The sequence below is a fragment of the Shewanella hafniensis genome (assembly GCF_019655335.1).
GTDB lineage: Bacteria > Pseudomonadota > Gammaproteobacteria > Enterobacterales > Shewanellaceae > Shewanella > Shewanella hafniensis.
Window position 1 is genome coordinate 1 of sequence record NZ_BPFD01000036.1, and the last position, 24,507, is coordinate 24,507.

Sequence of the window (24,507 nt, forward strand, 5' to 3'; positions counted from 1 at the left end):
TTTAATTCCTCTAAAGAGCCGTTCGAGACTAGGACGTTGATAGGCATGGTGTGTAAGCGTTGTGAGGCGTTGAGCTAACATGTACTAATGACTCGAGAGGCTTAACCATACAACCCAGATGGGTTTTGCTAAGCGAACTTAGACAGAATAGAGATACTTGATAAAGTGAAAGACTCAAAGCAAATCAGCTTTTCAAATTTTAATTAAAAGGTTAATTACGCAGGAAATTGTTAGGCTGACAAAGCCGTGACGAGCGAGGCGCGGAGTGTACGTTAGTACATGAGCACAGTAGCGAGGAGACAATGCCGTCAGACGGACAATTAACCAGTAAGAATTTGCTTGGTGACAATAGCCTTGTGGAACCACCTGATCCCATCCCGAACTCAGAAGTGAAACGCAAACGCGCCGATGGTAGTGTGGGGTCTCCCCATGTGAGAGTAGGTCATCGCCAAGCGCCTAATTATCTCATTGAGATGTAACCAAGCCAGCTGAATAAGCTGGCTTTTTTGCGTCTATAATTTGTTAATTGGAGTGATTTTCCTGCTTTTCTCTCAGTTCTTCATTCAGTCATCTTCTCTAGCATGAGCTGCAATCCTCGCTTTTAGCAGTTACAATACGTTTTTGTCGTCATTGAACAAACACATGCCTCTATCTCATAGCCTTCAATCATTTAATTCCTTTGGTTTGGCCCAGTCTTGCGCGGATCTTGTTGAGGCGCACTCAAAAGAAGCTGTTAAGGCGATCTGTCTGCCGCTATGGCAACAACAATTGCCTATGTTGGTGCTTGGTGGTGGTAGCAATCTGGTCTTTACGGAGGACTTTAACGGCACAGTTGTCAGGATGTTATCGAAGGGGATAAAAGTCTCTGAAGACGCAGAAGCGTTTTATCTCGAGGTTGAGGCGGGTGAGAATTGGCACGAGTTAATTCAGTTTACGCTCGAGCGTGGCATGTTTGGGCTGGAGAATATGGCGTTAATTCCTGGAACGGTTGGCGCAGCACCTATACAGAATATTGGCGCCTACGGTGTTGAGCTCTGTGATGTGTGTGATTGGGTTGAGTATCTTGATTTACCCTCAGGTGAGTTTGTGCGTATAAGCACAGCTGAATGTCAATTTGCTTACCGTGAGTCTATTTTCAAAGACACATTGCGTGATCTTGCCGTAGTTACAGCTGTCGGACTGCGCTTAGCTAAACGTTGGCAACCGTGTTTGGCCTATGGTCCATTGCAATCGTTTGATCCAGCAACCGTCACTGCGCGTGAAATTTTTGATCGCGTATGCCAAGTGCGCAGTGAAAAGCTCCCTGATCCAGCAGTGCTCGGCAATGCAGGGAGTTTCTTTAAAAATCCTATTGTAAGTGCGGCCTGTTATTTAGATTTAGCACAGCGTTTTCCAATGATAGTGGGTTACGCACAAGCGGATGCAACAGTGAAATTGGCGGCAGGTTGGCTGATTGAACAAGCAGAACTGAAAGGTTTTGTGCTTGGTAATGCTGCCGTGCATGACAAACAAGCTTTAGTGCTAGTGAATCGAGGCGAGGCAACGGGGCGTGATATTTGTCGCCTAGCACGGCATGTCATTACGCAGGTGCAGGATAAATTTGGTGTCGTGCTAGAAGCGGAACCTAGAATCATAGGGGCTAACGGCGAAGGAGATTTGTATGTCGGATAATTGGGGAAGAAAGCGCCAGATATTAGCGTTATTGTCTAGCGGTCAATTTGTTTCAGGCGAGCAGCTAGCCACTGAACTTGGGATTTCCCGCGCCGCGGTGAATAAGCATATTGATGCGTTAGAAACCTATGGCGTGGCAATTTATAGCGTTAAAGGTCGCGGCTATAAGTTAGCTAATCCGATCTCTTTAATTGATGCTTCACGTTTAGTGAAATCAATTGATAACCGTTGCTTTTACTTTGATGAGATAGCAAGCACCAACGGCTTTATGCTGAGTCATACCACTGAGTTAAAGAATGGCGACGTGTGCGTGGCAGAGTATCAATCCGCAGGTCGTGGTCGTCGAGGTCGCACTTGGGTGTCACCCTATGGGCATCATTTATATTTCTCGCTGTTTTGGACATTTCCGCAGGGAATGGCACAGGCTATGGGATTAAGTTTAGTGGTGGCCTGTACATTGGTTGAAGTGCTTAAATCGTTTGGGGTAGAGAATATCGGGGTTAAGTGGCCGAATGACATCTATTTAGATCACAAGAAGCTTGCCGGGATCTTGATTGAAATGTCGGGACAGGCGGATAGTCAGTGTCAGCTGATCATTGGTGTTGGCGTTAATATGGCGATGTCAGATGAGCAAGGTAAAGGTATAGATCAGCCTTGGAGTGACCTGTCAGAGTTAGTCGATATGCCTGATAAGACAGCGCTTGTTATCGAATTACAGAAGCAACTCAAGCGTGATATCCAGCTATTTGAGCGTGAAGGATTAGCTGCATTCAAAGCTCGTTGGCAAGCGGCAGACTTATTTTATGGCCGTGAAATACGTTTGCTTATGGGTGAAAAATCGGTCGAAGGGATTTGCCGCGGTGTTGATGAGCAAGGTGCGGTCTTGCTCGAAACCGCCGATGGTGTGCAAGCATTTATCGGCGGTGAAATTAGCTTAAGGGCACGCTAAGCACCCAAGAGACTATTTTACAGAAGACTATTTGCGCATCAGTACGTGGGACATCAAATGATCCTGACCTTTTTGTAGGATCAAATGGGCCCTTTCACGGGTCGGTTGAATATTCAATTGCAGGTTGGGACCGTTAATCGTGTCCCAAATATTGGCGGCAATGGTATTAGCTTCATCGTCAGTTAGTGTCGAATAGTGATGGAAATAGGATTTCTTGTCACTGAATGCACCAGAGCGGAATTGCAAGAAGCGTTCTTTGTACCATTGTTTGAGTAATGGCTCTTGTGCATCGACATAAATAGAAAAGTCGACAAAATCAGAGACGAAAGGACGACGGGTATCAACGGGGGAGTCGAGTCCGGTCTGTAATACATTCAAGCCTTCCAAAATTAAGATGTCTGGCTGGGAAACGGTTTGGTGTTGATTCTTCACACGATCATAGGTGACATGTGAATAGATAGGGGCTTTCACATGTGGCTGACCGGATTTCACGGCGGAGATAAACTCAACCAGCATTTTCATATCGTAGCTTTCCGGAAATCCCTTACGCTGTAACAAGCCTTTACGCTTCAAGTCTGCGAGTGGATACAAAAAGCCATCCGTGGTCACCAGATCGACCTTAGGGTGCTCAGGCCAGTGCTGTAGTAAGGCTTGCAATATGCGCGCTGTGGTACTTTTGCCGACGGCGACACTGCCGGCAATACTAATGATGTAAGGGCTTTTTGATGGCTTTTGACCAAGGAACTCATCAACGACTAAACCACGTTGTTGCTTAGCTTTGACTATTAGATTGAGCAGCCGACTAAGGGGAAGATAAATATCTGTGACTTCCGATAAGGATATCTTCTCATTAATGCCTCTAAGGTTTTCCAAGTCTTGCTCGCTCAGCGTCAGCGGCACTGAATCTCGTAACTCAGACCATTGCAGGCGCTCAAAGGCGAGATAGAGTGCTTTTTGAATTGAATTTTTAGAAGTCATTGGCTTTCCTCAGCTTAGGAAAGGCACAGTACACTATGGAATTATTCGGAACAATACTAAATGGGTGATTGCAGTCGTGTTTCCGTGACCGTTTGATGTATTCGCTGTTTAATTGGTCGGCAAACTTGGATAACGTGTAAAAAAACACCGTTCAAGCGTTTTTTTTACGTAAATAGGTTTTTTTACTTGCACTTGGGAGCGCATTTACCTAATATCCCGTTCCGAAATGATAATGCCGGCATAGCTCAGTTGGTAGAGCAACTGACTTGTAATCAGTAGGTCCCGAGTTCGACTCTTGGTGCCGGCACCATTTTCTGTGGAGGGGTTCCCGAGTGGCCAAAGGGATCAGACTGTAAATCTGACGGCTCAGCCTTCGAAGGTTCGAATCCTTCTCCCTCCACCACTTTTTCTAGGTAGTTAGGTAGCCTTAGTTAGGTTGCGCGGACATCGTATAATGGTATTACTCCAGCCTTCCAAGCTGATAACGCGGGTTCGATTCCCGCTGTCCGCTCCAAATTAGTTGCTGATATGGCTCAGTTGGTAGAGCACACCCTTGGTAAGGGTGAGGTCGGCAGTTCGAATCTGCCTATCAGCACCAGCCTCTCTAAATTTAGCTCCTACGCCTAAACATAATCGGTTCGATGTCATTTTAATGCATCGGATTTTTTCTATATGTTAGTTTTCATCACCAAGATTCTTGGACTGAGGCATTACCATGGCTAAAGCTAAATTTGAACGTATTAAGCCCCATGTAAACGTGGGCACCATTGGTCACGTTGACCATGGTAAAACCACACTGACTGCAGCTATCTCTCACGTACTGGCTAAGACCTACGGTGGCGAAGCTAAAGACTTCTCTCAAATCGATAACGCTCCAGAAGAGCGTGAGCGCGGTATTACCATCAATACCTCTCACATCGAATATGACACGCCTTCACGTCACTACGCACACGTAGACTGCCCAGGCCATGCTGACTATGTTAAAAACATGATCACTGGTGCTGCACAGATGGACGGCGCGATTTTAGTAGTAGCTTCAACAGACGGTCCAATGCCACAGACTCGTGAGCACATCCTGCTTTCTCGTCAGGTTGGCGTACCTTTCATCATCGTGTTCATGAACAAATGTGACATGGTAGATGACGAAGAATTACTGGAATTGGTTGAAATGGAAGTGCGTGAACTTCTGTCAGAATACGATTTCCCAGGTGATGACTTACCAGTAATCCAAGGTTCAGCTCTGAAGGCCCTAGAAGGTCAACCAGAGTGGGAAGCTAAGATTATCGAACTTGCTGAAGCTCTGGATTCTTACATTCCAGAACCACAACGTGACATCGACAAGCCGTTCCTACTGCCAATCGAAGACGTATTCTCAATCTCTGGCCGTGGTACAGTAGTAACTGGTCGTGTTGAGCGTGGAATTGTTAAAGTGGGTGACGAAGTTGAAATCGTTGGTGTTCGCACTACGACTAAAACAACGTGTACTGGCGTAGAAATGTTCCGTAAACTGCTTGACGAAGGTCGTGCAGGCGAGAACTGTGGTGTGTTATTACGTGGTACTAAGCGTGATGACGTAGAACGTGGTCAAGTATTGGCTAAACCAGGTTCAATCAACCCACACACCACTTTTGAATCAGAAGTTTATGTTCTGTCAAAAGAAGAAGGTGGACGTCACACTCCATTCTTCAAAGGCTACCGTCCACAGTTCTACTTCCGTACAACTGACGTAACCGGTACTATCGAACTGCCAGAAGGCGTAGAGATGGTAATGCCTGGCGACAACATCAAAATGGTAGTGACTCTGATTTGCCCAATCGCGATGGACGAAGGTTTACGCTTCGCAATCCGTGAAGGTGGTCGTACAGTTGGTGCTGGTGTAGTAGCTAAAATCATCGCTTAATCGCGACAGAGATTAGTTTGAAAAGGAAGCTTCGGCTTCCTTTTTTGTTTAAGTGGATTATTTCACAGGTTTTGTGGATTGCATGGGATTCGCATCCTTGCTTACAAAGTCGAATAAGAATACAATCTATGGCCGATTTTTGACCCTGAGCTTATGCTATTTTGCGTTTCTAAGGGTGTTCGGAAATGCAGAGTATGATGTGGGAATTATGCCCGTCAATTAATGTGCTCTAAGCTCAGGCCGTATTGAGTAACGGAAAAACCGATGACAACAAATACTGAAAACCAGAACAATTCTCTGGATATCGTGAAGTGGGGTTTAGTGATTGTATTACTAGCCGCTGCTGTTATTGGCAATCAAATGTATAGCGAAGCCAGTGCCGTAATACGTGCGCTTAGTGTTATCGTTGCATTCGCTATTGCTGGTTTTATTGCGCTTCAGACTGTAAAAGGTAAAAAAGCGTTAGCTTTTGCCCGTGAAGCGCATATCGAAGTGCGCAAGGTTGTATGGCCGACGCGTCAAGAAGCACTAAACACCACTTTTATTGTCCTTGCAGCAACAGGTATCTTAGCTCTTATCCTTTGGGGTATGGATGCTGTGTTAATGCGAATTGTCAATTTTATCACTGGCGTATAGGCACCTCGAATGACTGAAGCTAAAGAAGCTAAAAAAAGATGGTATGTAGTGCAGGCATTCTCAGGCTATGAAGGCCGAGTTTGTAAGTCACTGATTGAATACATTAAGATGCACGGCATGGAAGAATACTTCGGCGAAGTATTGGTTCCGACTGAAGAAGTTGTTGAAATGCGTGCAGGTCAGCGTCGCAAGAGCGAACGTAAGTTTTTCCCTGGCTATGTGTTAGTCCAGATGGAAATGAACGATGACAGCTGGCATTTAGTCAAAAGCATCCCGCGTGTTTTAGGCTTTATTGGCGGAACCTCTGATCGTCCTGCCCCAATTTCCGATAAAGAAGCGGATGCAATTCTGCGTCGCTTACAAGAAACGACAGCGTCACCAACTCATAGAACTATCTTCGAGCCTGGTGAAGTGGTGCGTGTATGTGATGGTCCATTTGCTGACTTCAACGGTACCGTTGAGGAAGTGGATTATGACAAGAGCCGCGTAAAAGTATCAGTAATGATCTTTGGTCGTTCTACGCCTGTTGAACTTGACTTTAGTCAAGTTGAAAAAGGCTGATTAAATAAAATACAAAATCCGTTTGGCAACGGGGGCGAGTTTCTATATAATTCGTCCCCGTTGTTTTCGGGGGAGCACGTCAGCATGTCGCTGATGCGCGTTTGAACCCAAACTGAGGAAATGTCAGATGGCAAAGAAGATTGATGCTTATATTAAGCTACAAGTAAAATCAGGTTCTGCGAACCCGTCACCACCAGTTGGTCCAGCTTTGGGTCAAAAAGGTGTGAACATCATGGAATTCTGTAAAGCGTTTAACGCCCGTACAGAAAAAATGGAAAAAGGCATGCCTATTCCTGTCGTGATCACTGTTTACAGTGACCGTTCATTCACTTTTGAAACTAAGACTTCTCCAGCGTCTTACTTACTGAAGACTGCTGCAGGCCTGAAATCAGGTTCTCCACGTCCAAACACTCAGAAAGTGGGTACTATCGCACGCGCTAAAGTTCAAGAAATTGCTGAACTTAAAGCTGCCGATATGACTGGTGCTGACATTGAAGCGATGACTCGCTCAATCGAAGGTACTGCGCGTTCAATGGGTTTGGTTGTAGAGGATTAATATAATGGCAAAGCTAACTAAACGCATGCGCGTAATTCGCGAAAAAGTTGACGGTACTAAAAGCTACGATATCAACGAAGCTGTTGCTCTGTTAAAAGAATTAGCAACTGCAAAATTCGTTGAAAGTGTAGACGTAGCAGTTAACCTGGGTATCGACCCACGTAAATCTGACCAAAACGTTCGTGGTGCAACAGTGTTGCCACACGGTACTGGTCGTGACGTTCGCGTTGCAGTATTTACACAAGGTGCAAATGCTGAAGCGGCAAAAGCTGCTGGTGCTGAGCTAGTTGGTATGGATGATCTGGCTGAGCAAATCAAAGCCGGTGAAATGAACTTCGACGTGGTTATCGCATCTCCAGATGCAATGCGCGTTGTTGGTATGTTAGGTCAAATCTTAGGCCCACGTGGTTTAATGCCTAACCCTAAAACAGGTACAGTAACACCAAACGTTGCTGAAGCTGTTAAGAATGCCAAGGCTGGTCAAGTTCGTTACCGTAACGACAAGAACGGTATTATCCACACTACTATCGGTAAAGTGGATTTCACACCAGTTCAATTGAAAGAAAACTTGGAAGCGTTGATCTCTGCACTGAAAAAGGCTAAGCCTGCAGTTGCTAAAGGTGTATACGTGAAAAAGGTTAGCATCTCTACCACTATGGGTGCAGGTGTTGCAGTTGATCAAGCTACGCTTGAGACAACCATATAATTTTACAAGGTGAGCGTATTAATCTATAATGCGCGCACTTTGTGGGTTGAAGCCTGTTTTATCGCCGTTTAATCGGTTGTAACTCAGGTTTCCGTCCAAGACCGCAGGTGTTTTTTGTAAAAATAACTTAATTTCCTGCGTAGACGGTGTCAGGCCCCAGCTAAATTTTTTTACTGGATAATCTGCACCGTAAGTCACTAAATACATAAGTATTTAGTATGGTAAATACTAGGGAATACCCTAGGTAGAATCCAGGAGTAAAGCCAATGGCATTAAGACTCGAAGACAAAAAAGCGATTGTTGCTGAAGTCAACGAAGCTGCCAAAGGTGCGCTATCTGCAGTTGCCGCTGATTCTCGCGGTGTGACTGTAGGTGCTATGACCGGTCTGCGTAAAAAAGCTCGCGAAGCTGGTGTATATGTACGTGTAGTACGTAACACATTGGCTCGTCGTGCTGTTGAAGGTACAGCTTTTGAGTGCCTAGCAGAAACGTTCACTGGCCCAACTTTGATTGCTTTTTCTTTAGAGCACCCAGGTGCTGCAGCACGTCTGTTAAAAGACTTTGCTAAAGAACAAGCTAACTTCGAAGTTAAAGGCGCAGCCTTTGAAGGGAATTTCATCCCTGCAGCTGAAATTGATCGTTTGGCGAAACTGCCAACATACGAAGAAGCACTAGCTCAGTTAATGATGACTATGAAAGAAGCATCTGCTGGCAAGTTCGTTCGTACACTGGCCGCCCTGCGCGATCAAAAACAAGAAGCCGCTTAATTTCAAGCTGGCTGCTTAATAAAATTGAATTCAGAACAATAGGAAACATTTGTTATGTCTATCACTAAAGACCAAATCTTAGAAGCCTTTGCAGCTATGTCTGTAATGGAAGTTGTTGAACTGATCGAAGCAATGGAAGAGAAGTTCGGCGTTTCTGCCGCTGCTGCTGTTGTTTCTGGTGGCGCTGAAGCTGCTGTTGTTGAAGAACAAACAGAATTCAACGTAATCCTGACTGCTCACGGCGACAACAAAGTTGCTGTTATTAAAGCAATCCGTGGCGCAACAGGTTTAGGCCTGAAAGAAGCTAAAGCTATGTCTGAAGCTGCTCCAGTAGCAGTTAAAGAAGGCGTTTCTAAAGAAGAAGCTGAAGCTCTGAAGAAAGAACTTACTGAAGCTGGTGCTTCTGTAGAAATCAAGTAAGCTATTATTTAGCTTGCTCACCCAAGCCACTTGGGTGGAGGCTGGCGGTTTTTTAACCGTCGGCCTTTTTTGCGCTATATGCGCTGGCGATTTTTTTTCACCGTTTGTCGCCAAATTTTGCAGTCCCTAGCAGAGATTACTGGTTAGGTTCTTGCCATCAACGGTGATGGGCAAACGTGCTGAATTTAATAACATAAGTTATTTATTCAGTCTTGGTCACATCTCGTAAGCAGAGGAAACCCATGGTTTACTCCTATTCTGAAAAGAAGCGTATTCGCAAAGACTTTGGTAAGCGTCCAAAAGTTTTGGATATCCCTTATTTATTGTCTATCCAGCTAGACTCTTTTAAGAAGTTCACCGATCAAGATCCTACCGGTGAGCGCGGTTTAGAAGCCGCCTTCCGTAGCGTTTTTCCCATCAAGAGCTTTTCTGGTAATTCAGAACTGCAATACGTCAGCTATAAGCTTGGCGAGCCTGTTTTTGATGTGAAAGAGTGTCAGATCCGTGGTGTTACGTACTCAGCTCCACTACGCGTTAAATTACGCATGGTGTTGTATGACCGTGAAGCAGCGGCGGGCACAGTAAAAGATATTAAAGAACAAGAAGTCTACATGGGTGATATCCCATTGATGACGGATAACGGTACTTTTGTTATCAACGGTACTGAGCGTGTAATCGTATCTCAATTACACCGTTCTCCAGGCGTGTTCTTTGATCATGACCGTGGTAAAACCCACTCATCAGGTAAGGTGCTGTATAACGCACGTATTATTCCTTACCGTGGTTCATGGCTTGACTTTGAATTCGATCCTAAAGATGCACTATTTGTGCGTATTGACCGTCGCCGCAAATTGCCTGCGACCATCATGTTACGTGCATTAGAATATTCTACTCAAGAGATCCTCGATCTGTTCTTTGAACGCGTTGAGTTCAAGATCAAGAAAGATACTCTGGTTATGGCTTTGGTTCCTGAGCGTCTGCGTGGCGAAACTGCCAGCTATGACATCAAGGATGCTGAAGGTTCTGTATTGGTTGAAGCTGGTCGTCGTATCACTGCGCGCCACATTCGCCAATTAGAAAAAACCAATACCACTGAGCTCGAAGTGCCAGTTGAATATATCGTGGGCAAATATGCTGCTCAGGATTATATCGATCCGGATACAGGTGAAGTTTTAGTCTCTGCCAACAGTGAAATTAGCTTAGAAGATTTGGCTAAATTATCATTGGCCGGTATTAAAGAACTCAGCACCTTGTATATCAACGAGCTAGATCATGGTGCTTATATTTCAGATACGCTGCGTATCGATTCAACCACTAACCGCTTAGAAGCACTGGTTGAAATCTATCGTATGATGCGTCCTGGCGAGCCACCAACCAAAGATGCTGCCGAAGCACTATTCCAGAACTTGTTCTTCAGTGAAGAGCGTTATGACCTGTCTAAAGTCGGTCGTATGAAGTTCAACCGTCGTCTCAGCATTCCTGATGACGAAGGTAGCGGTGTATTGTCTAAAGAAGACATCGTCGCGGTAATGAAGAATATCATTCATATCCGTAACGGTTTCGACGAAGTCGATGATATCGATCACTTAGGCAACCGTCGTATTCGTAGCGTCGGTGAAATGGCTGAAAACCAATTCCGCGTAGGTTTAGTCCGTGTTGAGCGCGCCGTGCGTGAACGTCTATCTTTAGGCGATCTGAACGAGCTGATGCCACAAGACTTAATCAACGCTAAGCCAATTTCTGCTGCAGTGAAAGAGTTCTTCGGTTCTTCTCAGCTGTCACAATTCATGGACCAAAACAACCCGCTGTCAGAAGTAACGCATAAGCGCCGTATTTCTGCTCTTGGCCCTGGTGGTTTGACCCGTGAACGTGCAGGCTTCGAAGTCCGCGACGTACATCCAACGCATTATGGTCGTTTATGTCCAATTGAGACCCCTGAAGGTCCAAACATTGGTCTAATCAACTCATTAGCAAGCTTTGCTCGTACTAACTCATACGGCTTCCTAGAAACGCCATACCGCAAGGTTATCGACGGCGTGATTACTGACGAAGTGGAATACTTGTCAGCAATCGAAGAAGGTCGTTATGTGATCGCACAGGCGAACATTGAAGTTGACGCGAACGGTCGTATGGCAGAAGAGCAAATTGCTTGTCGTCATAAAGGTGAATCTACCTTTATGCGCGCTGCTGACATCCAATATATGGACGTTTCGCCACAACAGATCATTTCAGTTGCTGCGTCGCTCATCCCGTTCTTAGAACACGATGATGCTAACCGTGCATTGATGGGTGCGAACATGCAACGTCAAGCCGTACCAACACTGCGCTCTGAAAAGCCGCTAGTAGGTACTGGTATTGAACGTACACTCGCTGTTGACTCAGGTGTTGTGGTTGTTGCTAAGCGTGGTGGCTTCATTGACTACGTTGATGCGAGCCGTATCGTTGTTAAAGTAAATGAAGATGAGCTGCGCCCAGGCGAAGCCGGTATCGACATTTATAACCTGACTAAGTACACCCGTTCTAACCAAAACACTTGTATCAACCAACGCCCTTGTTGTGCTGTTGGTGAGCCAGTGGTTCGCGGTGACGTGTTAGCAGACGGTCCGTCTACTGACTTAGGTGATTTAGCCCTTGGCCAGAACATGCGTATCGCGTTCATGCCTTGGAACGGTTACAACTTCGAAGACTCGATCTTAATTTCTGAGCGCGTTGCGCAAGAAGACCGTTTCACCACTATCCACATTCAGGAGCTGTCTTGTATCGCTCGTGATACTAAGTTGGGTAGCGAAGAAATCACAGCTGATATTCCAAACGTTGGTGAGTCTGCTCTGTCGAAACTCGACGAGTCAGGTATCGTTTACATTGGTGCAGAAGTGAAGGGTGGCGATATTCTGGTTGGTAAAGTGACGCCAAAAGGCGAAACACAGCTGACGCCAGAAGAGAAATTACTCCGTGCTATCTTCGGTGAGAAAGCGTCTGACGTTAAAGACAGTTCACTGCGTGTTCCTAACTCTGTTAAGGGCACTATCATCGACGTTCAGGTATTTACCCGTGACGGCGTTGAAAAAGACAAGCGTGCAGTTGAAATCGAAGAGATGCACATTGCCCAAGCTCGTAAAGACTTAGGTGAAGAGTTCAAGATCCTTGAAGAAGGTGTTTTGAGCCGTGCACGTAACCTGTTAATCGGTGCTGGTTTCACTGAAGCGCAAATTGCTGCCTTGCCACGTAAAGATGTGTTGATTCAAGTCATTGACGATGAAGCTAAACAAACTGAACTTGAGCAATTAGCTGAACAGCATGAAGAGCTGAAAGCTGACTTCGATAAGAAGTTTGAAATCAAACGTCGCAAGATCACACAAGGTGATGACTTGGCTCCAGGCGTACTGAAGATCGTTAAGGTTTACTTAGCGGTTAAGCGTACTATCCAACCTGGTGACAAGATGGCGGGTCGTCACGGTAACAAGGGTGTTATCTCTAAGATTTGCCCAATCGAAGACATGCCGTATGACGAACAAGGTAACCCAGTAGACATCGTATTGAACCCGCTAGGTGTTCCATCACGTATGAACATTGGTCAGGTACTTGAAGTCCATATGGGCGCCGCTGCCAAAGGTATTGGTAACAAGATCACTGCGATGCTTGAAGAACAGCGCGAGCTGGCTGAAGTTCGTGGCTACATCAAGCAAGTTTATGAATTAGGTGACGAAGTGCAGCAGCGCGTCGATATCGATTCATTCACTGATGATGAAGTATTACGTCTTGCGACTAACCTGAAAGGCGGTATCCCGATTGCAACTCCTGCATTCGACGGTGCTAAAGAGAAAGAGATCAAGCAGATGCTTGAACTTGCAGGTTTGCCAACCTCTGGTCAGTTGAAGTTGTTTGATGGTCGTACCGGTAACGAATTTGAGCGTCAAGTAACTGTTGGTTACATGTACATGCTCAAACTGAACCACTTAGTTGATGACAAGATGCACGCCCGTTCTACCGGTTCGTACAGCTTAGTGACTCAACAACCACTGGGCGGTAAAGCTCAGTTCGGTGGTCAGCGTTTCGGTGAGATGGAAGTGTGGGCACTAGAAGCATACGGTGCCGCTTATACGCTTCAAGAAATGCTCACCGTTAAATCGGATGACGTTAACGGTCGTACTCAGATGTATAAGAACATCGTCGACGGTAACCATCAGATGCAACCTGGCATGCCAGAGTCCTTCAACGTGTTACTGAAGGAGATCCGTTCACTCGGTATTAATATCGAGTTGGATCAGGCATAAGCGCAGGCCTTTAGCCGCGTTTGGCAAACAGAATGGTGCTCCGTGCGAGCGGAGCACCCGGTTTAACTCCTTCAGGAGAGAAACGTGAAAGACTTATTAAAGTTTCTGAAACAGCAAAGCAAGACTGAAGAATTTAACGGCATCAAAATTGGTCTGGCATCGCCTGATCTGATCCGTTCTTGGTCTTTTGGTGAAGTTAAGAAGCCAGAAACCATCAACTACCGTACCTTCAAGCCTGAGCGTGAAGGTCTGTTCTGTGCGCGTATCTTTGGCCCAGTCAAAGATTACGAATGTTTGTGCGGTAAGTACAAACGTTTGAAGCACCGTGGTGTTATTTGTGAAAAGTGTGGCGTTGAAGTAACCCAAACTAAAGTACGTCGTGAGCGTATGGGTCACATCGAACTGGCTAGCCCAGTTGCGCACATTTGGTTCTTAAAATCACTACCGTCACGTATCGGCTTAATGCTGGATATGACGCTGCGTGATATCGAACGCGTACTGTATTTTGAATCATTTGTCGTGATCGAGCCTGGCATGACCAGCCTTGAGCGTGGCCAAATGCTGACAGAAGAAACTTATCTGGATGCATTAGAAGAATACGGTGATGAGTTCGAAGCTAAAATGGGTGCCGAAGCAGTACTTGAACTGTTACGTGCTATCGATTTAGCGAAAGAAATCGAACAAATGCGTGAAGAATTGCCTTCAATCAACTCTGAGACTCGTCGCAAGAAAGTGACTAAACGTCTTAAGTTGATGGAAGCATTCTACACTTCAGGCAACAAGCCTGAGTGGATGATCTTAAAAGTACTGCCTGTGTTACCACCTGACTTACGTCCATTAGTACCGCTCGATGGCGGCCGCTTCGCGACTTCAGATCTTAACGACCTGTATCGCCGCGTGATCAACCGTAACAACCGTTTGAAGCGTCTGTTAGATTTAGCTGCGCCAGACATTATCGTACGCAACGAAAAGCGTATGTTACAAGAGTCTGTTGATGCGCTATTAGATAACGGTCGTCGTGGTCGTGCTATTACCGGTTCTAACAAACGTCCTCTGAAATCTTTGGCCGATATGATCAAAGGTAAGCAAGGTCGTTTCCGTCAGAACTTATTGGGTAAGCGCGTCGACTATTCTGGTCGTTCGGTAATTACCGTAGGTCCTACTCTACGTCTGCACCAATGTGGTCTTCCTAAGAAGATGGCACTGGAACTGTTCAAGCCATTCATCTATGGCAAGCTGGAAGGTCGTGGCTTAGCTACTACCATCAAAGCCGCTAAGAAGATGGTTGAGCGTGAAGTGGCGGAAGTTTGGGACGTTCTGGATGAAGTGATCCGCGAACATCCAGTGATGCTCAACCGTGCACCAACACTGCACAGACTGGGTATTCAAGCGTTCGAACCAGTACTGATTGAAGGTAAAGCCATCCAGTTACACCCACTCGTTTGTGCGGCATACAACGCCGACTTCGACGGTGACCAAATGGCGGTACACGTACCGTTAACACTGGAAGCGCAGCTTGAAGCCCGTGCCCTGATGATGTCTACCAACAACATCCTGTCACCAGCCAACGGCGAGCCTGTAATCACCCCGTCTCAAGACGTGGTATTGGGTCTGTACTACACCAGCCGTGAGCGTATTAACGGCCGTGGTGAAGGTATGTACTTTATGTCTGTTGCTGAAGTTGAAAAAGCTTACGCAACTGGCGCTGCTGAATTGCATGCCCGCGTTAAAGTGCGTATCACTGAAACCATTATTGGTGACGCAGGTGAGCGTACTGAACAACGCCGTATCGTAGATACAACAGTGGGTCGTGCTCTGCTGTCATTGATTCTGCCAGCAGGTTTGTCATTTGATCTTGTTAACCAGAACATGGGCAAAAAGCAGATCTCTAAACTGTTGAACACTTGTTATCGTCAACTGGGTCTGAAAGATACTGTTATCTTCGCTGACCAATTGATGTATACCGGTTTCCGTTTTGCAACCATCTCTGGTGCCTCTGTCGGTATCGATGACATGGTTATTCCAGACGAGAAATACACCTTAGTTGCTGATGCAGAAGCGGAAGTTCTTGAAATTCAAGAGCAGTTCCAATCTGGTCTAGTTACAGCTGGTGAACGTTACAACAAAGTTATCGATATCTGGGCAAGTGCCAACGAAAAAGTTTCTAAAGCTATGATGGAAAACCTGTCAACTGAGACAGTGATTAACCGTGATGGTGTTGAAGAGAAACAAGCCTCGTTTAACAGCATCTATATGATGGCTGACTCAGGCGCTCGTGGTAGTGCCGCACAGATCCGTCAGTTGGCGGGTATGCGTGGTCTGATGGCTAAGCCAGACGGCTCAATCATCGAAACGCCAATTACCGCTAACTTCCGTGAAGGTCTAAACGTACTCCAGTACTTTATTTCTACTCACGGTGCGCGTAAAGGTCTAGCCGATACGGCATTGAAGACAGCGAACTCGGGTTACCTGACTCGTCGTCTTGTAGACGTTGCACAAGATTTAGTGGTTATCGAAGACGATTGTGGTACTCACGAAGGTCTAACCATGAAACCGCTGATTGAAGGTGGTGATGTGGTTGAGCCGTTACGTGAACGCGTACTGGGTCGTGTAGTTGCGATTGATGTGTTCTATCCAGGCACTGAAGACGTACTCGCACCACGTAACACGCTACTCGACGAAGCATGGTGTGATAAGTTAGAAGAGCATTCAATTGACGAAGTCATTGTACGTTCTGTTATTTCTTGTGATACCGATTTCGGTGTGTGTGCAGCTTGTTACGGTCGTGACTTGGCTCGTGGTCATATTATTAACCACGGTGAAGCCATCGGTGTTGTGGCAGCACAATCTATCGGTGAACCAGGTACACAGTTAACGATGCGTACGTTCCACATCGGTGGTGCGGCATCGAGAGCGTCTGCAGAAAACAATGTCCAAGTGAAAAACTCGGGTTCATTGAAACTGCATAATGCTAAGCATGTTACTAACAGTGACGGCAAACTGGTTATCGTTTCTCGTTCTTCTGAACTGGCCGTTATTGACGAGCTGGGTCGTGAGAAAGAGCGTTATAAAGTGCCATACGGTACTGTGCTCGAGAAGCTAGAAGAAGCCGCTGTTGAAGCGGGCGATGTTATCGCTAACTGGGATCCACATACTCACCCAATCATTTCTGAAGTGGCGGGTAGTATCAAGTTCGTAGACATGATTGACGGTGTTACTATGACACGTCAAACAGACGAACTAACGGGTCTGTCATCAATCGTGATCCTTGACGTTGGTCAGCGTGGTACTGCGGGTAAAGAAATGCGCCCAATGATCCGCCTGCTTGGCGCTAATGGTAGCGATTTAATGATCCCAGGTACTGAAGTTCCAGCACAATACTTCTTACCAGGTAGTGCGATCGTTAACTTAGAAGATAACGCGCAAATCAACGTGGGTGACGCATTAGCTCGTATTCCTCAGGAATCGTCTAAAACTCGCGACATCACCGGTGGTCTGCCACGCGTTGCTGACTTGTTCGAAGCGCGTAAGCCAAAAGAGCCTGCTATTCTGGCGGAAATCTCTGGTACTATCTCGTTTGGTAAAGAGACCAAAGGTAAGCGTCGTTTGGTGATTACACCTGCTGATGGCGGCGATCACTATGAAGAGATGATCCCTAAGTGGCGTAACTTAAACGTGTTCGAAGGTGAAAAAGTCGAACGTGGTGAAGTTATCGCTGACGGTCCAGAAGCGGCACACGACATTCTGCGTCTTCGTGGTATCCACAACGTAGCTAACTACATTGTGAACGAAGTACAGGACGTTTACCGTCTGCAAGGCGTGAAGATCAACGATAAGCATATCGAAGTGATCATCCGTCAGATGCTGCGTAAGTGTCTTATCACTTCTGCCGGTGACACTGAGTTCCTTGAAGGGGAACAAGCTGAAGTGTCACGCGTTAAGATCGCTAACCGCGAACTGATCGCCCAAGGTAAAGTGCCTGCGACCTTTGAACGTGAACTACTGGGTATTACTAAAGCATCTCTGGCAACAGAATCCTTTATCTCAGCAGCATCGTTCCAAGAAACCACGCGCGTACTGACCGAAGCTGCCGTAGGTGGTAAGAGCGATCAATTACGTGGTCTGAAAGAAAACGTTATCGTTGGCCGACTGATCCCAGCCGGTACCGGTTACGCTTATCACAAGACTCGTAATGAAGCGCGTGCGAAGAAAAACGAACCTGTAGTAGTGAATAAGATCACTGCAAGTGAAGCCGAACAGAACTTGGCCGATCTCTTAAACCTGGCTGGTAGCCAAGATTAAGTAATCAGTTTGTTATAAAAAGGCGCCTATGGCGCCTTTTTTCTTGGAATATGCCGCAAAAGTTGGCTATTTCTTGACAGTCAGGCATTACCTTTCTAAAATTCCGCGTCCCACCATTGTGGGATATAGATTTTTCACACCTTATCGTTGAGTTTGATTCAACTGACTCGGAGCTATACATGGCAACTGTAAACCAGTTGGTACGTAAGCCACGCGCGCCAAAAGTCGACAAGACTAATGTGCCTGCGTTGAATGCGTGCCCGCAAAAACGTGGTGTTTGTACACGTGTGTACACAACTACCCCTAAAAAACCAAACTCTGCACTACGTAAAGTAGCTCGTGTGCGTCTAACTAACGGTTTCGAAGTAACTTCGTACATCGGCGGTGAAGGCCACAACCTGCAGGAACATAGCGTGATCTTAATCCGTGGTGGTCGTGTTAAAGACTTACCAGGTGTGCGTTATCACACTATTCGTGGCGCATTAGACTGTGCAGGCGTGACTTCACGTCGCCAAAGCCGTTCTAAATACGGTGCTAAGCGTCCTAAGTCTTAACTTATCCGTTAAGTAAGGCCAAGCTAGTTTTATTTTGAGAATTCCAGTTTTGGAAATCCCTGAAGCATACGGAGAATTGTTATGCCAAGACGTCGCGTTGTAGGACAACGTAAAATCCTACCAGATCCAAAGTTTCACAGTGAGTTGCTGGCTAAGTTCATCAACGTCATTATGCAAGACGGCAAAAAGTCGACTGCAGAAAAAATTATTTACAAGGCACTAGATGTTGTCGCTGAAAAGAAAAGCGAAAACCATTTAGTTATCCTTGAAGCAGCCCTGGACAACGTTCGCCCATCAGTCGAAGTTAAATCTCGTCGCGTTGGTGGTTCTACGTACCAGGTACCATGTGAAGTTCGTCCTGTGCGTCGTAACGCACTGGCGATGCGCTGGTTAGTTGAAGCTGCTCGTAAGCGTGGTGAAAAATCTATGGCTTTACGTCTAGCAGGTGAAATGCTGGATGCGTCTGAAAACAAAGGTACTGCTGTTAAGAAGCGTGAAGACGTGCATCGCATGGCTGAAGCTAACAAAGCCTTTGCTCATTACCGTTGGTAATATGATGGTGTGGGCTTAGGCCCACACCATGTTGTTGATATTGCCAAGACTTAGGTCTTGGTGGAGAGGGTATAATAGTGGCTCGTACAACCCCAATTGAGCGTTATCGTAATATCGGTATTTGTGCTCATGTTGACGCAGGTAAAACCACCACAACAGAACGTGTTCTGTTCTATACCGGTTTGTCTCATAAAATCGGTGAGGTGCATGACGGCGCCGCTACCACAGACTGGATGGTTCAAGAGCAAGAGCGTGGTATCACTATCACCTCGGCTGCGGTAACCACATTCTGGCGTGGTATGGATGCTCAATTCACTGAACACCGCATCAATATCATCGATACCCCTGGTCACGTTGACTTTACTATTGAAGTTGAACGGTCTCTGCGTGTCCTCGACGGCGCTGTTGTCGTTTTCTGTGGTTCATCTGGTGTTGAACCTCAGTCAGAAACAGTGTGGCGTCAAGCTGATAAATACCGCGTTCCACGCTTAGTATTTGTCAACAAAATGGATCGTGCAGGTGCTGACTTTGAACGTGTAGTGAAGCAAATTAGAACTCGTCTTGGAGCCACTTGTGTGCCTATTCAATTGAATATTGGCGCAGAAGAAAACTTCAAAGGTGTGATCGACTTAATTAAGATGAAAGCTATTAACTGGAATGAATCAGACCAGGGTATGACTTTCACTCATGAGGAGATCCCTGCAGAGTTAGCGGCTAAAGCGGCTGAAATGCATGAGTATCTAGTTGAAGTAGCAGCCGAATCTTCGGATGAACTGATGGATAAGTACCTTGAAGAAGGCACGCTATCAGAAGACGAGATTAAAAAGGCGTTACGTCAGCGTACTATAAATAATGAAATCGTTTTAGCGACTTGTGGTTCTGCATTCAAGAACAAAGGCGTTCAAGCGGTACTTGATGCGGTTATTGAATTCTTGCCTGCGCCAATTGATGTACCTCCAATCAAGGGCATCGATGAGAACGAGCAAGAAGTAGAACGCCCATCAGATGACAATGCACCTTTCGCTGCATTGGCATTTAAGATTGCTACAGATCCATTCGTAGGAACTTTGACCTTTATTCGCGTGTACTCAGGCGTACTAGAATCAGGTTCAGGTGTTTACAACTCTGTTAAACAGAAGCGTGAACGCGTAGGTCGTATGGTGCAAATGCATGCAAACGATCGCACTGAACTGAAAGAAGTGCGTGCCGGTGATATCGCAGCGGCTATTGGTCTAAAAGAGGTGACTACGGGGGACACGCTTTGTGATAACGATCATAGAGTGATCTTGGAACGTATGGAGTTCCCAGAGCCAGTAATTACCATTGCCGTTGAGCCTAAGTCAAAAGCCGACCAGGATAAAATGGGTATCGCGTTGCAAAAGCTTGCAGCGGAAGATCCATCATTCCGAGTTGAAACTGACGAAGAATCATCACAAACTCTGATTTCGGGTATGGGTGAGTTACACTTAGACATCATCGTTGACCGTATGCGTCGCGAATTTGGTGTTGAATGTAACGTAGGTAAGCCACAAGTGGCGTACCGCGAAACTATCCGAGCGTCAGTAGAAGCTGAAGGTAAATTTGTACGCCAATCAGGTGGTCGTGGACAATTCGGTCACGTTTGGTTAAAACTAGAGCCTAATGAAGAAGGCGCTGGTTACGAATTTGTCAATGCAGTTGTGGGAGGTGTGATTCCTCGTGAATTCATTCCTGCGGTTGATAAAGGTATCCAAGAACAGATGAAGAATGGCGTTCTCGCTGGCTTCCCTGTGTTGGACGTGAAGGTCACTCTATTCGACGGTTCATATCATGATGTGGACTCGAATGAAATGGCGTTCAAAATTGCAGGTTCTATGGGCTTCAAAAAGGGTGCGCTTGAAGCAAACCCTGCGTTGCTCGAACCTTGCATGAAAGTTGAAGTATCTACCCCTGAAAATTATATGGGTGACGTCGTTGGTGATTTAAACCGTCGTCGTGGCTTGATTGAGGGGATGGATGATGGCTTTGGTGGCATCAAAATAGTCCATGCTGTAGTGCCTCTTTCTGAAATGTTTGGTTACGCAACTGATTTGCGCTCTGCTACTCAGGGACGCGCTTCATACTCTATGGAGTTCTTGAAGTACTCTGATGCACCGCAAAACATTGCAAAAGCGATTATTGAATCTCGTAGCTAATATCCAGTTACGACATAAATGTTATTATGGTCCAGCACTGACTGGACTATTCTGAAAAGAAAGGAATATATCGTGGCAAAAGCTAAATTTGAACGTATTAAGCCTCACGTAAACGTGGGCACCATTGGTCACGTTGACCATGGTAAAACCACACTGACTGCAGCTATCTCTCACGTACTGGCTAAGACCTACGGTGGCGAAGCTAAAGACTTCTCTCAAATCGATAACGCTCCAGAAGAGCGTGAGCGCGGTATTACCATCAATACCTCTCACATCGAATATGACACGCCTTCACGTCACTACGCACACGTAGACTGCCCAGGCCATGCTGACTATGTTAAAAACATGATCACTGGTGCTGCACAGATGGACGGCGCGATTTTAGTAGTAGCTTCAACAGACGGTCCAATGCCACAGACTCGTGAGCACATCCTGCTTTCTCGTCAGGTTGGCGTACCTTTCATCATCGTGTTCATGAACAAATGTGACATGGTAGATGACGAAGAATTACTGGAATTGGTTGAAATGGAAGTGCGTGAACTTCTGTCAGAATACGATTTCCCAGGTGATGACTTACCAGTAATCCAAGGTTCAGCTCTGAAGGCCCTAGAAGGTCAACCAGAGTGGGAAGCTAAGATTATCGAACTTGCTGAAGCTCTGGATTCTTACATTCCAGAACCACAACGTGACATCGACAAGCCGTTCCTACTGCCAATCGAAGACGTATTCTCAATCTCTGGCCGTGGTACAGTAGTAACTGGTCGTGTTGAGCGTGGAATTGTTAAAGTGGGTGACGAAGTTGAAATCGTTGGTGTTCGCACTACGACTAAAACAACGTGTACTGGCGTAGAAATGTTCCGTAAACTGCTTGACGAAGGTCGTGCAGGCGAGAACTGTGGTGTGTTATTACGTGGTACTAAGCGTGATGACGTAGAACGTGGTCAAGTATTGGCTAAACCAGGTTCAATCAACCCACACACCACTTTTGAATCAGAAGTTTATGTTCTGTCAAAAGAAGAAGGTGGACGTCACACTCCATTCTTCAAAGGCTACCGTCCACAGTTCTACTTCCGTACAACTGACGTAACCGGTACTATCGAACTGCCAGAAGGCGTAGAGATGGTAATGCCTGGCGACAACATCAAAATGGTAGTGACTCTGATTTGCCCAATCGCGATGGACGAAGGTTTACGCTTCGCAATCCGTGAAGGTGGTCGTACAGTTGGTGCTGGTGTAGTAGCTAAAATCATCGCTTAATCGCGACAGAGATTAGTTTGAAAAGGAAGCTTCGGCTTCCTTTTTTGTTTTAGGGCTAGTTTTATCTACAGATTTGTGTAAAATGCTCGCCACTCTGAAGTTGAATAGTTATTTGATGACTATTTACACAGCGGGCTTGATATCCGGATTTAGATAGGTATAATGGCCCCCTCGTCGACTTAGGTTGACGAATTAAATGATTAGTCGCTGAAGTTAATCATTATCATAGCGGCTCCGATTGGGAGTCGAACGGTTAAATCATCTCGCTCTGCTTTTCTATATAGAAGAAGCTAGAGGGTGATTTTTTATGTGTCCATTTTAGGAGCTCTGGTCAATGCAGAACCAAAGAATCCGTATCCGCTTAAAGGGATTTGATCATCGCTTAATTGATCAGTCTACAGCGGAAATCGTTGAAACTGCTAAGCGTACAGGCGCGCAGGTTCGTGGTCCAATTCCACTACCTACTCGCAAAGAGCGTTATACCATTTTGATCTCTCCGCACGTTAATAAAGATGCTCGTGACCAGTACGAATTACGTACACACAAGCGCCTGGTTGACATCGTAGAGCCAACTGAAAAGACTGTTGACGCATTAATGCGTTTAGATCTTGCGGCTGGTGTCGACGTACAGATTAGCTTGGGTTAATTGAGATCCTAGTAAGAAGAGGTTTGAGAGATGGCTATCGGTCTTATTGGTCGTAAAGTTGGTATGACTCGCATCTTCACTGAAGATGGTGTTTCAATACCAGTTACTGTAATTGAAGTTGCAGGCAACCGTGTTACTCAAGTGAAAACTTTAGAAACTGACGGCTACCGTGCACTTCAAGTTACAACTGGCACCAAAAAAGCCAATCGCATCACTAAACCAGAAGCAGGTCACTTTGCCAAGAGCGGTGTTGAAGCCGGTCGTGGTTTGTGGGAAATGCGTTTGGTAGACGGTGAAGGCGAGGGCATTGAAGTTGGTGCTGAGCTAAATGTTGATATTTTCGCAGACGTAGCGAAAGTAGATGTTACTGGTCAATCAAAAGGTAAAGGCTTCCAAGGCGGCGTTAAGCGTTGGAACTTCCGTACTCAAGATATGACTCACGGTAACTCTTTGTCGCACCGCTCGAATGGTTCTATCGGTCAGAACCAAACGCCTGGTCGCGTATTCAAAGGCAAAAAAATGTCAGGCCATATGGGTGCCGAGCGTGTTACTACTCAAAATCTAGTTGTAGTTCGTGTAGATGTTGAGCGTAACCTGCTACTAGTCCGTGGCGCTGTTCCTGGCGCTACCAATGGCGACTTGATTATCAAGCCTGCCGTTAAAGCTTAAGGTCTGAGGAGATAGTAATGGAATTGGTATTGAAAGACGCGCAAAGCGCTCTTGAAGTTTCCGAAACTACCTTCGGCCGTGACTTTAACGAGGCACTGGTTCATCAGGTAGTTGTAGCATACGCTGCAAACGCGCGTCAGGGCACTCGTGCTCAAAAGACTCGTGCGGAAGTAACTGGCTCAGGCAAAAAGCCTTGGCGCCAAAAAGGAACTGGCCGTGCTCGTGCTGGTTCTGTTAAAGGCCCAATCTGGCGTGGCGGTGGCGTAACATTCGCTGCTAAAACCCAAGATCATAGCCAAAAAGTTAACAAAAAGATGTACCGCGGCGCGCTGAAAAGCATTCTGTCTGAATTGGTACGTCAAGAGCGTCTGGTTGTTGTTGAATCTTTCGGTGTTGAAGCTCCTAAAACTAAAGAGCTGAAAGCTAAATTGAAAGCAATGAACCTTGAAGACGTTCTGATTGTGACTGCAGAAGTTGATGAGAACTTATTCTTAGCAGCTCGTAACCTGTACAAAGTTGACGTTCGTGACGTAGCGGGTCTTGACCCAGTTAGTCTGATCGCGTTCAACACTGTGCTTGTGACTGCTGACGCAGTGAAGCAAATCGAGGAGATGCTAGCATGATGATCCGCGAAGAACGTTTGCTAAAAGTTATTCTCGCTCCACACATCTCTGAAAAGAGCACTGTGAACGCTGAGAAGCACAACACTGTTGTTTTCCGCGTAGCTATCGATGCAACTAAAGCTGAAATTAAAGCTGCTGTTGCTAAGCTATTTGAAGTTGAAGTTGATTCAGTTCGCACTTTAGTAAGCAAAGGCAAAACTAAACGCACTGGTGGCCGTACTGGTCGTCGTAGCGATTGGAAAAAAGCCTATGTAACTCTAGCTGCTGGTGCTGACATCGATTTCGTCGGCGGCGCTGAGTAAGCAAAGGAGA

Annotated in this window: 20 protein-coding genes, 4 tRNA genes and 2 rRNA genes; 25 read left to right on the plus strand and 1 reads right to left on the minus strand. The window is 46.0% G+C overall.

Annotated features, from left to right (window positions below):
• From K5Q99_RS11600 to birA, 4 genes are all read left to right on the plus strand, one after another.
• A 23S ribosomal RNA gene (locus K5Q99_RS11600) occupies window positions 1-109 on the plus strand; the annotation flags it as partial.
• A 229-nt stretch (window positions 110-338) separates the two neighbouring features.
• Window positions 339-454, plus strand: a 5S ribosomal RNA gene (gene rrf / locus K5Q99_RS11605).
• 188 nt (window positions 455-642) lie between these two features.
• Window positions 643-1,671, plus strand: coding sequence for a UDP-N-acetylmuramate dehydrogenase (gene murB, locus K5Q99_RS11610; RefSeq protein WP_220776959.1), 1,029 nt, complete (start codon window positions 643-645; stop codon window positions 1,669-1,671).
• On the plus strand, window positions 1,661-2,620 hold the full coding sequence (gene birA, locus K5Q99_RS11615; protein ID WP_220776960.1) for a bifunctional biotin--[acetyl-CoA-carboxylase] ligase/biotin operon repressor BirA: 960 nt from the start codon (window positions 1,661-1,663) through the stop codon (window positions 2,618-2,620). The genes murB and birA overlap by 11 nt, the downstream gene beginning before the upstream one ends.
• 27 nt (window positions 2,621-2,647) lie before the next feature.
• On the opposite strand, the gene coaA is transcribed toward birA, so the two are convergent.
• A complete protein-coding gene (gene coaA / locus K5Q99_RS11620; RefSeq protein WP_106648468.1) occupies window positions 2,648-3,598 on the minus strand; it encodes a type I pantothenate kinase in 951 nt (316 codons plus the stop codon).
• Between the two features lie 234 nt (window positions 3,599-3,832).
• On the opposite strand from coaA, the gene K5Q99_RS11625 reads away from it, so the two are divergent.
• The 21 genes from K5Q99_RS11625 (at window position 3,833) to rplW (ending at window position 24,497) form a co-directional block, all read left to right on the plus strand.
• Window positions 3,833-3,908 (plus strand) — tRNA-Thr (locus K5Q99_RS11625).
• 8 nt (window positions 3,909-3,916) lie between these two features.
• Window positions 3,917-4,001 (plus strand) — tRNA-Tyr (locus tag K5Q99_RS11630).
• Between the two features lie 37 nt (window positions 4,002-4,038).
• Window positions 4,039-4,112: transfer RNA gene (locus tag K5Q99_RS11635), tRNA-Gly, on the plus strand.
• Between the two features lie 8 nt (window positions 4,113-4,120).
• Window positions 4,121-4,196: transfer RNA gene (locus K5Q99_RS11640), tRNA-Thr, on the plus strand.
• A gap of 117 nt (window positions 4,197-4,313) precedes the next feature.
• A complete protein-coding gene (gene tuf / locus K5Q99_RS11645) occupies window positions 4,314-5,498 on the plus strand; it encodes an elongation factor Tu (protein ID WP_106648460.1) in 1,185 nt (394 codons plus the stop codon).
• Between the two features lie 264 nt (window positions 5,499-5,762).
• Entirely contained in the window at window positions 5,763-6,134 is a 372-nt protein-coding gene (secE, locus tag K5Q99_RS11650; RefSeq protein WP_006083613.1) for a preprotein translocase subunit SecE, read from the plus strand.
• A gap of 9 nt (window positions 6,135-6,143) precedes the next feature.
• Window positions 6,144-6,695, plus strand: a complete 552-nt coding sequence (gene nusG, locus K5Q99_RS11655) for a transcription termination/antitermination protein NusG (protein WP_106648467.1) — start codon at window positions 6,144-6,146, stop codon at window positions 6,693-6,695.
• Between the two features lie 127 nt (window positions 6,696-6,822).
• Window positions 6,823-7,251, plus strand: a complete 429-nt coding sequence (rplK, locus tag K5Q99_RS11660) for a 50S ribosomal protein L11 (RefSeq protein WP_006083611.1) — start codon at window positions 6,823-6,825, stop codon at window positions 7,249-7,251.
• A 4-nt stretch (window positions 7,252-7,255) separates the two neighbouring features.
• Window positions 7,256-7,957, plus strand: coding sequence for a 50S ribosomal protein L1 (gene rplA, locus K5Q99_RS11665; RefSeq protein WP_106648466.1), 702 nt, complete (start codon window positions 7,256-7,258; stop codon window positions 7,955-7,957).
• Between the two features lie 266 nt (window positions 7,958-8,223).
• Window positions 8,224-8,724, plus strand: a complete 501-nt coding sequence (gene rplJ, locus K5Q99_RS11670; protein ID WP_006083609.1) for a 50S ribosomal protein L10 — start codon at window positions 8,224-8,226, stop codon at window positions 8,722-8,724.
• Between the two features lie 54 nt (window positions 8,725-8,778).
• The gene (rplL, locus tag K5Q99_RS11675) at window positions 8,779-9,144 is read left to right on the plus strand and encodes a 50S ribosomal protein L7/L12 (protein WP_106648464.1); all 366 of its coding nucleotides are present in this window, start codon (window positions 8,779-8,781) and stop codon (window positions 9,142-9,144) included.
• Window positions 9,145-9,386: 242 nt separating this feature from the next.
• Window positions 9,387-13,418, plus strand: a complete 4,032-nt coding sequence (gene rpoB, locus K5Q99_RS11680; RefSeq protein ID WP_106648463.1) for a DNA-directed RNA polymerase subunit beta — start codon at window positions 9,387-9,389, stop codon at window positions 13,416-13,418.
• Window positions 13,419-13,502: 84 nt separating this feature from the next.
• Window positions 13,503-17,720 carry a DNA-directed RNA polymerase subunit beta' gene (gene rpoC / locus K5Q99_RS11685; RefSeq protein WP_220591697.1) on the plus strand — a complete coding sequence of 1,406 codons (4,218 nt, stop codon included), beginning with the start codon at window positions 13,503-13,505 and terminating at the stop codon, window positions 17,718-17,720.
• Window positions 17,721-17,899: 179 nt separating this feature from the next.
• Complete coding sequence (gene rpsL / locus K5Q99_RS11690) at window positions 17,900-18,274, plus strand: 30S ribosomal protein S12 (protein ID WP_006083605.1); 375 nt, start codon at window positions 17,900-17,902, stop codon at window positions 18,272-18,274.
• A gap of 81 nt (window positions 18,275-18,355) precedes the next feature.
• Entirely contained in the window at window positions 18,356-18,826 is a 471-nt protein-coding gene (gene rpsG / locus K5Q99_RS11695) for a 30S ribosomal protein S7 (RefSeq protein ID WP_011787570.1), read from the plus strand.
• A gap of 77 nt (window positions 18,827-18,903) precedes the next feature.
• Entirely contained in the window at window positions 18,904-21,000 is a 2,097-nt protein-coding gene (gene fusA, locus K5Q99_RS11700; protein WP_220776961.1) for an elongation factor G, read from the plus strand.
• 72 nt (window positions 21,001-21,072) lie between these two features.
• Window positions 21,073-22,257: an elongation factor Tu gene (gene tuf, locus K5Q99_RS11705; protein ID WP_106648460.1), complete on the plus strand. Its 1,185-nt coding sequence runs from the start codon at window positions 21,073-21,075 to the stop codon at window positions 22,255-22,257.
• Window positions 22,258-22,591: 334 nt separating this feature from the next.
• Window positions 22,592-22,903, plus strand: a complete 312-nt coding sequence (rpsJ, locus tag K5Q99_RS11710) for a 30S ribosomal protein S10 (protein WP_006083601.1) — start codon at window positions 22,592-22,594, stop codon at window positions 22,901-22,903.
• Window positions 22,904-22,933: 30 nt separating this feature from the next.
• A complete protein-coding gene (gene rplC / locus K5Q99_RS11715) occupies window positions 22,934-23,572 on the plus strand; it encodes a 50S ribosomal protein L3 (RefSeq protein WP_006083600.1) in 639 nt (212 codons plus the stop codon).
• Between the two features lie 17 nt (window positions 23,573-23,589).
• Complete coding sequence (rplD, locus tag K5Q99_RS11720; protein ID WP_006083599.1) at window positions 23,590-24,195, plus strand: 50S ribosomal protein L4; 606 nt, start codon at window positions 23,590-23,592, stop codon at window positions 24,193-24,195.
• Window positions 24,195-24,497, plus strand: a complete 303-nt coding sequence (gene rplW / locus K5Q99_RS11725) for a 50S ribosomal protein L23 (RefSeq protein WP_025008843.1) — start codon at window positions 24,195-24,197, stop codon at window positions 24,495-24,497. The genes rplD and rplW overlap by 1 nt, the downstream gene beginning before the upstream one ends.
• Window positions 24,498-24,507 lie beyond the last annotated feature (10 nt).